Raw genomic sequence first — 12,997 nt, 5'->3', positions numbered from 1 at the left:
CCCACAATTCCCATTTCGTAACATTACTCATTGACTCAAGGGAGCTTATTTTGAAATTTTTACTAAAGGCAGTTACTTTTTATTTGCTTACAACTTCAATTGTTTTAGCTAACACACAGTTTAACAAAGTAGGCGAAGCACGAATGGAGTATTTATTTTGGGATGTATATGACGCGGTTTTATTTACCCCTTCAGGTAATTACAGCGCAGGAACGCATCCTATTAAATTTAAACTTACCTATTTACGTGACTTTGAAGCTAAAGAAATCGTAAAAGCAACAAATGAGCAGTGGGAGCATATTGGAAAAAAAGAGCTAGCAGACAAATACGACAGTAAATTATTGTCTATTTGGCCTGATATTAGACAAGGTGATTCGCTAACGTTAGTCACAAATGAGCAGGGTATGAGTACTTTTTATCATAATGATGAAAAAATTGGCGAAATAAATGAACCTCAATTTTCGAGTGATTTTTTAGCCATTTGGCTGGATGAAAAAACCTCAGAGCCGAAACTACGAAAGCAACTATTAGGGAATTAATATGAATGTATTTAACGCGTTTAAAACAGCTCTTGTATGCTTATCTGCTTTGTTGCTGATAAGCTGTTCGGCACCAAATGTAGAGCATTATAAAAATACATCGCCAAACTTTGACTTTAAAACATTTTTTAGTGGAAATTTGAAAGCCTACGGTGTTGTACAAGACTTTAAGGGTGAATTGACCCGCAAGCTTGTCGTAGATATGAATGCGAGCTGGGATGGTAACCAGGGCGTTATTGAAGAAGACTTTGTTTATGACGATGGCGAAACTCAAAAGCGTATTTGGAAAATAACGTTAAACGAAGACAATAGTTTAACGGGTGTGGCAGATGATGTTATAGGTACTGCAAAAGGTAGAAGTGATGGCAGCGTATTTCATTGGAATTACGATGTAGAGCTTCCATACGATGGCAGTACTTTAAAAGTGAATTTTGATGATTGGATGTACCTGGTTACACAATCGCGCTTGATAAACCGCACATCTATTGTTAAGTTTGGAGTCGAGGTCGGGGAAGTGACCTTAGTGATCGAAAAAATATAGCTTCTTTACCCAGTTGCTTAACTTGCGCCAAAATTGTACTCAAATTAAGTCTTTGTTAACCCAACACGCTGTATTTTACAGAGAATTATTTAAATTTTACTCATTTTTTAAGAATTTAAGCAAAAAATGCAATTTGCTGTTGCTAACTCTTTAAAAATGCATAAAGATAGGTTTTGCGAAGGCAAAATAATAACGAATAGGAATCTAACAATGAATAAAGCTCAATTAGTTGAAAAAATTGCTACTGATGCAGAAATCTCTAAAGCCGCTGCTACTCGTGCTCTTGACGCGTTTACAGGTGCTGTAACTTCTTCTTTAAAAGAAGGTGATTCAGTAGCATTAGTTGGTTTTGGTACTTTCTCAGTAAAAGAACGTGCAGCTCGCACTGGCCGTAACCCACAAACGGGTGCTGAGATCCAAATCGCAGCGGCAACTATCCCAAGCTTTAAAGCAGGTAAAGGTCTTAAAGACCAAGTAAACCCTTAATAGGTTTAACGAATTAAATTAAAAAAAGAGCTAATTAGCTCTTTTTTTTTATGTTTAATAAAGACATCAATTGATGCCTTTATATTATAAATTTATGCTTTTAAGGCTTTATCGCCTCGACCAATGCCAACAGCGCCAGAACGTACAACTTCAATAATATCGGTTTCATGACGAAGAGTGTCTAAAAACGATTCTATTTTGTCTGTACTGCTCACTAGTTGTAGACTATAGCTTTGTCGGCCCATATCTAAAATAGCACCTTGGAACACATCAACTACTCGCGTAACCGCTGCACGAGTAGTCTCGTCTTGAGCAAATACCTTGACAAGCAATAGCTCACGTTCAATGTGACTCATTTCTGTTAAATCGATAATTTTAAGCACGTCGACTAATTTGTTAACCTGCTTTGTAATTTGCTCTACAACTCTGTCATCACCCATAGTGGTAATGGTAATACGTGATAGTGATTGATCGTCAGTTGTGCCAACAGTTAGGCTGTCGATGTTATATGCACGTTGTGAAAAAAGCCCAACAATACGTGATAGGGCACCTGGTTCGTTTTCTAATAAAATAGATAAAATACGACGCATTATGCTTTTACTCCTTTACGTAACCACATCTCATCAATGCCGCCTAACTTAATTTGCATTGGGTATACATGTTCTTTTTCATCAACGTTTATATCTAAAAAGACTAATCGGTCGTTAATTGACATTGCTTTATCGATAGCAGGTTGTAACTCATCTAGTGTGTTTACTTGTATGCCTACATGGCCGTAGCTTTCAACTAACTTAACAAAATCAGGTAGTGAATCCATGTAAGATGATGAATGACGTCCACCGTAAACCATGTCTTGCCATTGGCGTACCATACCTAAAGAGCGGTTATTAAGTGATACAACTTTTACCGCTAGGTTGTACTGTAAACAGGTTGATAGTTCTTGAATATTCATTTGAATAGAGCCATCACCCGTAATACACACAGACTCTTTATCAGGAAAGGCTAGCTTTACGCCCATTGCAGCAGGTAAACCAAAGCCCATGGTGCCTAGGCCGCCTGAGTTGATCCATTGACGAGGATGCTTAAATGGATAATATTGCGCTGCAAACATTTGATGCTGACCAACGTCAGAACTTACATAAGCATCGCCATTAGTAGCTTTATAGACCGCTTCTATCACGGCTTGTGGTTTAATTTTGTCGCCAGCAGTGTTGTAGCTTAAGCACTTTTGTTCGCGCCAGCTGATAATTTGTCGCCACCAATCTTCTTGCGCGCTGCGGTCTATTTTAATTGGGCTTTTATCAATACCCGCTTGTAGTTGTTCAAGTACGGTTGCTAAACAACCTACAACTGGTATGTGTGCTTTAATTGTTTTAGAAATTGAAGTTGGGTCAACATCAACATGAACAATTGTGGCATTAGGGCAAAACTTTTGAACATTATTAGTTACCCTGTCATCAAATCGGGCACCAAGCGCTAAAATCACATCGGCGTTAGCCATTGCTTTGTTTGCCTCAAGCGTGCCGTGCATGCCTAACATACCTACAAAGTTTGGATGCACACCTGAAATACCACCCAATCCCATTAGTGTATTTGTAATGGGGGCATTTAATGATTCAACTAAATGCGTTAATTGCTCTGATGTATTTGAAATAACAATACCACCACCAGAGTAGATAACCAGTTTTTTGGCCTCTAAAATCGCTGTTACGGCTTTGCGAATTTGTTTTGAGTGCCCTTTAGTATTAGGGCTGTACGTTCTCAGCTCGGTGGTTTTAGGAAATTCGTATTCAAACTTAATAGCAGGGTTAAGCATATCTTTTGGAAGCTCAACAACGACAGGACCTGGGCGACCAGTGCTAGCAATATAAAAAGCTTTAGCTAAGATTGTAGGGATGTCTTTAGCACTTCTACAGTTAAAACTGTGTTTAACTACAGGGCGAGAACAACCCACAATATCGGTTTCTTGGAATGCGTCGTCGCCAATCAAATTTGTAGGCACTTGGCCTGATAACACAACCATAGGAATTGAATCCATGTAGGCCGTTGCAATACCTGTAATACAGTTTGTAGCGCCAGGGCCTGAGGTTGCAAGTACAACACCAACGTCTCCAGTGGCGCGGGCATAGCCGTCAGCCATATGTGTTGCAGCTTGTTCGTGACGTACTAATATATGTTCAATGTCATCTTGCTGAAAAAGTGCATCATATAAGTCTAAAACCGAACCACCGGGATAGCCAAATATGTATTTTACCTTTAACTCTTTTAATGCCTGAACTACTAGTTCAGAACCATTATATTCTTGTTTGCTCATCCTCATTCCTCTGTGCGCTTTTTTATGCATAAAAAAACCCCCGCGTAGTGCGAGGGTTTTTAAAAAGCAGTATCACCTTTTAATACATCCCCGCTGGGCTTATAACTAAGACCAGTACGAGTACGACTAAAAGATTAATGTGTGTGTTCATAGTTTTTACTCTACTTAGCAAAACACTGCTTTTAAATTAAAGATTTTGTATAGGTTTATTTTTAAGGGTTTTGAGCCTTCATGTCAACCTTGAAAGCTGTTTTTTGCATTTTAAATTCGTTTTGTGGCTTTTTTTAATTTAAACCTGCAGAAAGCCTATGTTTAATTGAGTTTACTGGCAGAAATTATGCATTTTAGGTTGTAAGTTCGATTTTAGATATAAAAGAGTGTGAGAGACCATTAGCTTTAATTGCATATGTTAACTATATGTTTTTATCGCATGTTTAAATTTCTATTATTAGGTATGATTGCTACATAATTATGTTTGAGGAAAACACAGTGAAAAAAGTGACGTTAATTGCGCTTTTAACTACGCTATTAAGCCCTATGGTGGCGGCTAATAACTTAAGTCCGCATGATGTTGGTATAACTAACGAAGAGCGTATTTTATATTGGCTTAAAAAAAGAGACCAAATATCTTCAAGTGAGTTAGATAGTTCATTTAAGTCATATATGAGTAACAAAGACGTTGCCAATCACTCAATTAAAAATGGCTTTAGGCAATTTAAATCCTCTTCCAACTTTTTTTCAAACACAAATAAACGACAGGTCGCTTTTTCAACGTCGCTAGTGCCAGATCAAAGCGTTAATGATGTAAAAGTGTTAGGTATCTTAATTGATTTTCCTGATCTTAAACATGACGACAATCAACTTGTAGAGCAAGACACCGACATGTTTTACGCTGATTATTCAACTGAGCACTATCAGCAAATGCTTTTTAATACTCAAGGTTATACAGGCCCTGATGGACAAAGCTTAAAAACGGCTGCTGATTATTATAAAGCGGCTTCGGGGAATAGCTTAAACTTTAGCGGGCAGGTATATGGTTGGGTAACCGCTAATAGCAATGCAAAAATATATGGTGAGCGCCAAGGCAGTACACGGGATATAAATGCGCCCGCTTTAATTAAAGAGGCTGTGGAGAAAGCAGTTGCAAAGTTTAATATTAATTTAGCGGATTATGACTTAACTGATTTAGATGATATTGATGGTGACGGTATCCTTAATGAACCTAATGGCATTATTGACCATGTAATGGTATTTCATTCAAGTATTGGCGAAGAAGCGGGTGGCGGTTACCTAAGCACCGATGCTATTTGGTCGCACCGCTACTATGTATTTGATGAAAATAGCGGGCCGAGCGAGATTGCAGGCAGCAACATTAAGCTCTTTGGTTATACCATTAACCCTATTGATGCCGGGATTGGTGTGGTTGTGCATGAGTTTGGGCATGATTTAGGATTATTAGATGAATACGACTTACAATCTAACACGGTAGGTGAGCCTGTCGCATCTTGGTCAGTTATGTCGACAGGAAGTTGGGCTGGTTCGCCAAGAGGCTCAGAGCCAGTTATGTTTAGCCCTTATGCGCTTGAATATTTACAAAAGCGGTACCAGGGTAACTGGGTTAACCAGCTTACGCTTGATATGGATGAGATAGAGGCTAACTCACAGCAAACATTAATTAATACTGCGAGTACTTCACAACAGCAAAATCAAATAAAAATAACACTACCACCAAGGCTCGAAAAATTTAGGGCTCCAGTAGAAGGTGATTTTCAATACTATTCAAATACGGGCGACAATATTAGCAATAGCTTAGTTAATACAATAGCGCTACCAAGCACAACTGAGACACTTACTTTAAGCTTTATTGCATATTACAGTATTGAGCGCGATTACGATTTAGTTCAAGTAAAAGTAAATGGCGAGCCAATCGCGAGTAATTATACGCAAGCGCTTAATCCATACTACGGTGATATTGGTCCGTATATCTCAGGTGATTCATTTCTTAATAGTGATGCTAAGCAACCTAACGGCTATTTGACCCATAAGTTTGATTTATCAGCTTATGCTGGGCAAACAATTGATTTAAAAATTGAATACATAACAGATGCGAACACACATTATTATGGTTTTGTTGTTGATGATATGCGCATTGAGCAAAGTGATACTTTAATTTGGCAAAATAATGCACAAGATCAAGTTAACACTGTGTTTAATGGCTTTGAAAAAGTTGGTAGTTACACATATGCATCGCCATCACATTACTATTTACAACTGCGTTCATACACAGGCGTTGACAGTAGTTTGCAAGCAGAGCAGTACTCACCGGGGTTATTATTGTGGTACAGCAATGAATCTCAAGCAGATAATAATACTACCGAGCATCCAGGCAGTGGTTTTGCATTAGTGGTAGATGCCGATCAGCGATCAATAAATAAAGGTAGTACGCAAACTCCGGCAGCTTCAGCAATTCAAATACGTGATGCTGCTTTTAGCCTATATCAACAAAGGGCAGGGTTAGGTGATGATGATTTATCAGCTATCACCGGGTTTACTGATAAAACCGATTATAGCTTTGCAGCGCAAAAACCATCGGGTGTTGTGCTTCCACAGGTTGGTTTTGGATTTAGTATTATAAGCCAGTCAACAGATAGTGAAGATATAGAAGTAGAGCTTACTTACGATGTTACTAAGGGAATTAATTTTACTAAAAACGGTTTAACCGTTAATTTTAGTGTAGAAGGTTTTGCACTTACTCCAGCGGACAAATTTACGTGGAGTTTTGACGACGGGAGCTCCAGCACAGAGTTAACGCCTACTCATGAATACCAAGACTATGGCACTTATAACGTTGAGTTTATGGCAGATAATGGTACTTCACAGCAAGTAGCTGTAGCACAAGTTACATTAGTTGAACCATTAACTGTAAGTGAAATTGAATATGAAATAAACCAAGGAACTTTAACAGCTGAGGCATCGCTTACAGGTGGAGTCGCACCGTATACTTATAATTGGCAGCTAGGAGATGGAAGTACTTTAGCGACTCAATCGCTTACGTATAATTATTTGTACTCTGGCGATTACCAAGTAACGCTTACAGTGACAGATGACGACGGCACTGAACAATCAAAAGCGATTGATGTAACTGCTAATGTTCCGCTTAGCATAAACGCAAACGCTACAGTTAGTGATTTAAGCGCACAATTTAATGCCCAAGTAACCGGCGGTTTTAATAGTTACACTTACAGTTGGGATTTTGGTGATGGCAGTGCGTTATCAAATTTACAAAACCCAAGGCATACTTATCAAGCTGACGGGACTTATAACGTAACGTTGAATGTTACTGATACTCAAACCAATGATACTTTTACTCAAGAGTTATCTGCTACTGTACAAAAACAACAAAGTAGTTCGGGTTCAAGTGGCGGATCACTGGCGGGTTTATTAGGATTACTACTGTTAAGTTTATTTAGGTTTAATACTAACTTGCATAAATACATTAGGTAGTAAACGCAGTTAGCAAACATAAAAAAGCCCGCTAAATTAGCGGGCTATTTAAATTAATAACAAATATTAATTATAAACGGTCAATTACTGATTGAGTGAAATCAGTTGTACCGTGGCTGCCACCTAAATCGCGAGTTGTACGGTCGCCTGATTTAATTACATCAGCAACAGCACTACGAATACGCTCTGCAGTATCGCCCATATTTAAATGCTCAAGCATTTGAATAGACGCTAAAATTACAGATGTTGGGTTAGCTAGGTTTTTGCCAGCAATATCTGGTGCACTACCGTGTACAGCTTCAAAAATTGCAGCGTCTTCACCAATGTTAGCACCTGGAGCCATACCTAAACCGCCAACTAAACCAGCACAAAGGTCAGATAAAATATCACCAAATAAGTTAGTCGTAACAATTACGTCAAACTCTTCAGGTGTCATTACTAGCTTCATACATGTTGCATCAACAATCATTTCATTTGATTCAATTTGTGGGTAACGCTCAGCTACTTCACGTGCTACTTTTAAAAACAAACCAGATGTTGATTTTAAAATGTTGGCTTTATGAACTGCAGTTACTTTTTTACGACCTTCGCGTACCGCTAGCTCGTATGCAAAAGTTACGATTTTTTCTGCGCCTTCACGCGTAATTATCGATTTTGCTTCTGCTTCATTCCCGTCTTCACTTACTACTTGGCCAGCACCTGAGTACATACCTTGAGTGTTTTCACGAATAGTGATGATATCAATATCGTCGTAACGCGCTTTAGTACCAACAAATGATTTAACTGGACGTACGTTAGCGTATAAACCAAATTGCTTACGAAGTGTTACGTTAATAGATGTAAAACCTTCACCTACAGGCGTAGTTAATGGGCCTTTAAGAGTGATTTTGTTTTTAGCAATTGTATCAACTGTTTCTTGCGGTAATAACTCACCTGTTTTTTCAAGTGCAGCTAGGCCAGCATCAACAAATTCATAATCAAAGTCGCAACCTGCGGCTTTTAATATTTCAAGTGCTGAGTCGATAATGCTCGGACCGATGCCGTCGCCTTTGATCACTGTGATGGTTTGTTTGGCCATTGACTTTTCCTTTAAAGAGTTTGATTTGCACATAAATTATTACTCTGAGAGAGTAACCGCTTGTTAGAACATTTATGTGAACGTGCTTGAAAATTTAAGGGCGCATTTATACCAATTTATCACCCATTTTGCTAGTTTATACAAAAAATACTGGGTATACACGAAAGTTATAATGGGTATAAAGACATAAAATAGCTTCTAATAAACTAAATACTATTAAACAACTCAAGAGATTCTAATTGTTGATAAAAATCAGCTTGGTTATGCCACTTGAGTATTTTTAGCTGTTCATTTAACGTTTGCTGCTGCCACGGAGTTAGCGAAAGTTCTGGTTTAAACACATTTTGAGCAACAACCTTAAGTGTGATCCAAAGTTTATGGGCCTCAGTTAAGTGCTTTTTAGGTGTTTGCTCTGCTTCTAAGAGTGCTGCTGTCCATGGGTTATCACTCAATAAAAGAGTAAGCTGTTGTGTTAGTTGTTCGGTGTTAATTGCATTTACCCCAAAAAAGGAGCAGATAGGGGCACTCAATGTTTTATTTGGTGTGTCGTCAATCAGCGTTTTACGAGAAAGCTGTGTACCGCACTGCGTTAATAAAAAATGGGCGTAAGCGTATAAAGGTAAAGTAATGTGCTCAAACTGGTCATGGTCATTTTTACTAACCAATAAAGCCATTATTTTTACTAATCCATTTAATCTGTTAGTCACGTAGGCTTGCAATGGATGTGGGGTAACATTAACTAATTGTTCAAAAACAACCCGTTGAATTATTGCAGGTGCATTATAATAACCGACCATAGATAAACTATGTTTTAAGTCTTTTGCGGGCTGATGTTCTTTATTATATGGTTTTACTGCCTCGCATAAATTAGCAATTACGAGAGGGTGAGGCGCCATCAGTAGGCTTAATCCTTTATAGCTGTATTCGTGCTGTAACTTAATATTACTTATTAGCTCAAGTAAAGATTGTGCCTTATCAACCTCAAGCTCACTTTGTGGTTTTACATGTTCACTGTTAAATACTTTAAAGCTAATGGTTTTATCAGTGCAATGCCATTGTTTTGGATTATCGTTAAGCGTTGCTTTTACTCTGTACCAGGTTAATTTATTTGGATTTTCTGTACTAATTAAAACATGCCGTTGTTGTGCATCAGTTGCTAAATAAATCATGGTTTGCTCAGCGTATAAAACGCGGCTTCCCGGTAATAATGGCCCTAAATGCGCTATTAGTGATTTAATTAATTGCAGTGCGAACAAGTTAGGTGTGCGAATGTACAAATCGGTAAGTGCTTTATATAAGCTAATATGTTTATTAGCCGTGTTGCTCGTAATGTTCATGCTAATAATATTTGCTAGAGCAATCAGCGTTATGCCCCCATCGTAAAGCATTATTTTAGGAGCACTTACCAATGCTTGTTTATACTTATTTAATTTAGCTAGTAACTGCGTAACAGGTTTTGCTGAATCGCCACTAGCTAACATTACTTTTGCTGCTAACTGATGACGCATTTTCCAAATTTTTTTATCAGAATCTTGAAAAGGTGTTTGCTCGCAAAGCTTGTTTAATTGCGCTCCAACACATAAATGTTCAATGAGTGTAGCGGCTATGTATAGCTCACTTAAGGCACTATTATAATTTTGAGATTTACACAGGGCAGCAGTTATGACGCTCTGACTAACAACTAAATTTGTTGCATAAGAATAACTTGGATTATAAAGCGTTAATCGGGATTGTAATGCGAATGGCTGTTTGCTGTAGAGCACTCTATATTGCTCAGCTAGCTTACTTGCCATTGGATATAGAGCTGTCCATTTTTGTTTATTGTTATAATAACTTAAAAACAGCTGCGTATTATTAAGCAGCTGCTCTAAGGTAGTTGAAACAGCTTCATCCATTAAACCTTCACCTAATTTTGTTCTTGGTATTTATTGTATGCACTCGGGCCCCATAAAAACAGCTGCCCATTTTTAAATAATAGGCCAGTACATTCATCCATAGTGGTAATACCGTCAGATGTTTTATGTTGTGTACGATAAAAAACTATCTGAAATACTTGTTCACCATCTCGTTTGGCATAAGTAAGATCGGGGCTGCCTAAGTAATCAAGAACACTATTTAGTGTTGTTGGCTGCTCAAGTGATAGTTTTTCGATGTAACGTTTATTGAAAGCCTCTCGGTCTTGCCAAATCATAGCTTGAGGATCGTCTTTATAAAAGGTAATCACCAATGCAGCTATCAGTGCATATAGCCCTAAACCTAAAATTAAATATCGGATAAATTTTTTCAATATGGCTTACTCTGACTCCGGTAACTAATATCAGTATACGTTTTGTAATGTTTAGAGGCTATTAACTTGCGACTAATTAAGTCTTAACTGCTTTAAACTAAAACCTAAATTTATATCGGTGCGTAAACTAACCAAGTGCTTTGAAATTACGTACATATCCATATTAGCGGCTAACTTTGCTTTAATACTCGGGCTTAGAGACTCATCTTCGGCTGCTTGTTCAATTGAGTTATAGTTATTAACTATTTGCTGCGCAGATTTAGTACCTATTCCTTTAACTCCCGGAATATCATTTGTTTTATCGCCCGCTAATGCCCAAAAATCAACGAGTTTATTTTGCTCAACACCAAAACGCTCTTTTATACTTGTCTCATCTAAATATAGCTTTTTAAAGTAATCGTAAACTGTAATGTAAGGGCCAATATAAGGTAAAAAGCCTTTATCAGTAGAAACAACAGTGCTCGTTATTTGATTATTTGATGCCTTAAAGGCAAGCGTTGCAATAATATCATCAGCTTCATCGTTAATAGGCTCAAATACTACAATACCTGTTTCTTCAATTGCGGCTTTAAAATGCAATAGAGCATCTTTTAATACTTGGGGCATTGGCGCGCGTGAATGTTTGTAGTCTTTATAAAAATGATAACGCCAGCTTTTGTCACCATCGAACACAGCAATGGCATGGGTTGCATTACTCGTATCTAAAAGCTTTTTACAGGCGTGGGCTACACGTGCACAGCACGTTTGTATCATTTGCTCGTCGCTATGATGTTTTTGATTCGCGTCAACGGCGTAAATGCGCCTAATTAAATTAAGCGCATCTATAAGAAGTAAATGGGGTTTCAAACTATAAAACTCATGCTTTTATTTTGTAACATGGAACATATTTACTACCAGGGAGCTTCATGCGACCTTGAAGAACAAATGCCTGTAATAATTTATCCATATTTGTCATAAGGGCAGGTTCGCCACTTAAAATGTATGGACCGTTTTGTTTAATGGCTCTAACGCCTTCGTCTTTTACATTACCAGCAACAATACCAGAGAAAGCTCTACGCAAATTAGCCGCGAGTAGCTGTTTAGGCTGATCAAGGTGTAAATCTAAACTTGCCATATTTTCATGTGTTGGTGCAAAAGGTTGTTGAAAGTCGTTATCTATTTTTAATGTCCAGTTAAAGTAATAAGCATCACCTTCACTTTTACGGTAATCACGAACATTAGCCATCGATGACTTTAGTTTTTGACCGACTAATTCAGGATTATCAATAATTACTTCAAACTTATCCAACGCTTCCTTACCAAGTGTCATTTCAACGAACTCGCATAGCTCTTTAAAGTACGCCTCGCTTTGTTTGGGGCCTGTTAAAATAACAGGTAAACATTGCTTAGTATTATCTGGGTGCAACAATATGCCTAATAAATATAACAACTCTTCAGCAGTACCTGCGCCACCAGGAAAAATGATAATTGCGTGAGCTGTTCTAATAAAAGCTTCAAGGCGTTTTTCAATATCAGGTAAAATAACGAGTTCGTTTACAATAGGATTTGGTGGCTCGGCAGCAATAATGCTTGGCTCTGTTAAACCTAAGTAGCGATTATCGGTGTTACGTTGCTTTGCGTGGCCAATAGTTGCGCCTTTCATTGGGCCTTTCATGGCACCAGGACCACAACCGGTACAAATATTTAATCCACGTAAACCAAGTTCGTAACCTACTTGTTTTGTGTACTTATATTCAACCTCGTTTATTGAATGTCCGCCCCAGCAAACAACCATGTTAGGCTCGCTTTTAACACGCAGTGCACCTGCATTTCTGAGCATATCGAACACCATATGGGTTATGGCTTTTTGCTCTTTTAAATCTTTTTCGTATTTTTGACAAATAAACAAAATATCACGAATAACAGAAAATATATGTTCGTGAATACCGGTAATTATTTCGCCATCAACAAATGCGGTTTCGGGTGGGTTTTCAAGTTCAATTTTAATACCTCGTTCGCGGCTTACTAAACGAATATCAAAATCTTTGTATTTGTTGTATATATCGTTACTGTCGTCGGTATGACTACCTACATTGAGGACTGCAAGTACGCAGTTTCTAAATAATTTATAACGCTCACTAGCAGACGATTGCTCTAATAAATCAACTTCTAATTGCGACAGTAAATCTAAAACCCCAGTTGGGTTTAACTGTATTAACATAGACGTGCTCCTACTACTAAATCGTAAAACTACTTGTCATAAAAGTTA

General features: G+C 37.9%; 11 protein-coding genes. 4 read left to right on the top strand and 7 right to left on the bottom strand.

Annotated features, from left to right (window positions below):
* Window positions 1-50: 50 nt before the first annotated feature.
* The 3 genes from H5116_RS15730 (at window position 51) to H5116_RS15720 (ending at window position 1,566) form a co-directional block, all read left to right on the top strand.
* Window positions 51-539 (top strand): chalcone isomerase family protein, encoded by a 489-nt coding sequence (locus tag H5116_RS15730; RefSeq protein WP_182692608.1) that lies wholly within the window; start codon window positions 51-53, stop codon window positions 537-539.
* Window position 540: 1 nt separating this feature from the next.
* Window positions 541-1,080 carry a DUF3833 domain-containing protein gene (locus H5116_RS15725; protein WP_165724279.1) on the top strand — a complete coding sequence of 180 codons (540 nt, stop codon included), beginning with the start codon at window positions 541-543 and terminating at the stop codon, window positions 1,078-1,080.
* Between the two features lie 210 nt (window positions 1,081-1,290).
* Window positions 1,291-1,566 carry an HU family DNA-binding protein gene (locus tag H5116_RS15720; protein ID WP_002962474.1) on the top strand — a complete coding sequence of 92 codons (276 nt, stop codon included), beginning with the start codon at window positions 1,291-1,293 and terminating at the stop codon, window positions 1,564-1,566.
* Between the two features lie 92 nt (window positions 1,567-1,658).
* Here H5116_RS15720 and ilvN read toward each other — a convergent pair whose 3' ends face one another.
* Both ilvN and H5116_RS15710 read right to left on the bottom strand, forming a co-directional pair.
* Entirely contained in the window at window positions 1,659-2,156 is a 498-nt protein-coding gene (gene ilvN / locus H5116_RS15715; RefSeq protein WP_002960314.1) for an acetolactate synthase small subunit, read from the bottom strand.
* Window positions 2,156-3,880 carry an acetolactate synthase 3 large subunit gene (locus H5116_RS15710; protein ID WP_165742623.1) on the bottom strand — a complete coding sequence of 575 codons (1,725 nt, stop codon included), beginning with the start codon at window positions 3,878-3,880 and terminating at the stop codon, window positions 2,156-2,158. The genes ilvN and H5116_RS15710 overlap by 1 nt, the downstream gene beginning before the upstream one ends.
* Before the next feature lie 489 nt (window positions 3,881-4,369).
* Here H5116_RS15710 and H5116_RS15705 point away from each other — a divergent pair, with 489 nt between their 5' ends.
* Window positions 4,370-7,384 (top strand): immune inhibitor A domain-containing protein, encoded by a 3,015-nt coding sequence (locus H5116_RS15705; protein WP_182716585.1) that lies wholly within the window; start codon window positions 4,370-4,372, stop codon window positions 7,382-7,384.
* A gap of 70 nt (window positions 7,385-7,454) precedes the next feature.
* Here H5116_RS15705 and H5116_RS15700 read toward each other — a convergent pair whose 3' ends face one another.
* The 5 genes from H5116_RS15700 to ppnN all read right to left on the bottom strand — a co-directional run bounded on the left by H5116_RS15700 (window position 7,455) and on the right by ppnN (window position 12,949).
* Window positions 7,455-8,462 (bottom strand): isocitrate dehydrogenase, encoded by a 1,008-nt coding sequence (locus H5116_RS15700; RefSeq protein ID WP_039487666.1) that lies wholly within the window; start codon window positions 8,460-8,462, stop codon window positions 7,455-7,457.
* A gap of 206 nt (window positions 8,463-8,668) precedes the next feature.
* Complete coding sequence (locus H5116_RS15695) at window positions 8,669-10,357, bottom strand: hypothetical protein (protein WP_182716584.1); 1,689 nt, start codon at window positions 10,355-10,357, stop codon at window positions 8,669-8,671.
* Window positions 10,358-10,368: 11 nt separating this feature from the next.
* Window positions 10,369-10,752, bottom strand: a complete 384-nt coding sequence (locus H5116_RS15690; protein WP_024596929.1) for a DUF3192 domain-containing protein — start codon at window positions 10,750-10,752, stop codon at window positions 10,369-10,371.
* Between the two features lie 69 nt (window positions 10,753-10,821).
* The gene (gene xni, locus H5116_RS15685) at window positions 10,822-11,595 is read right to left on the bottom strand and encodes a flap endonuclease Xni (protein ID WP_024596930.1); all 774 of its coding nucleotides are present in this window, start codon (window positions 11,593-11,595) and stop codon (window positions 10,822-10,824) included.
* Window positions 11,596-11,605: 10 nt separating this feature from the next.
* Window positions 11,606-12,949, bottom strand: coding sequence for a nucleotide 5'-monophosphate nucleosidase PpnN (gene ppnN, locus H5116_RS15680; RefSeq protein WP_024596931.1), 1,344 nt, complete (start codon window positions 12,947-12,949; stop codon window positions 11,606-11,608).
* Between the last annotated feature and the right edge of the window lie 48 nt (window positions 12,950-12,997).

Source organism: Pseudoalteromonas sp. SG45-2 (assembly GCF_014164115.1).
Lineage (GTDB): Bacteria > Pseudomonadota > Gammaproteobacteria > Enterobacterales > Alteromonadaceae > Pseudoalteromonas > Pseudoalteromonas distincta.
The sequence above is the reverse complement of the archived record's forward strand: the minus strand, read 5'-3'. Positions and strand labels throughout refer to the sequence as shown.

Coding starts and splice junctions, on each gene's coding strand:
- H5116_RS15725 (WP_165724279.1), top strand. CDS start 541: ATGAATGTATTTAACGCGTTTAAAACAGCTCTTGTATGCTTATCTGCT.
- H5116_RS15720 (WP_002962474.1), top strand. CDS start 1,291: ATGAATAAAGCTCAATTAGTTGAAAAAATTGCTACTGATGCAGAAATC.
- ilvN (WP_002960314.1), bottom strand. CDS start 2,156: ATGCGTCGTATTTTATCTATTTTATTAGAAAACGAACCAGGTGCCCTA.
- H5116_RS15710 (WP_165742623.1), bottom strand. CDS start 3,880: ATGAGCAAACAAGAATATAATGGTTCTGAACTAGTAGTTCAGGCATTA.
- H5116_RS15700 (WP_039487666.1), bottom strand. CDS start 8,462: ATGGCCAAACAAACCATCACAGTGATCAAAGGCGACGGCATCGGTCCG.
- H5116_RS15695 (WP_182716584.1), bottom strand. CDS start 10,357: ATGGATGAAGCTGTTTCAACTACCTTAGAGCAGCTGCTTAATAATACG.
- ppnN (WP_024596931.1), bottom strand. CDS start 12,949: ATGTTAATACAGTTAAACCCAACTGGGGTTTTAGATTTACTGTCGCAA.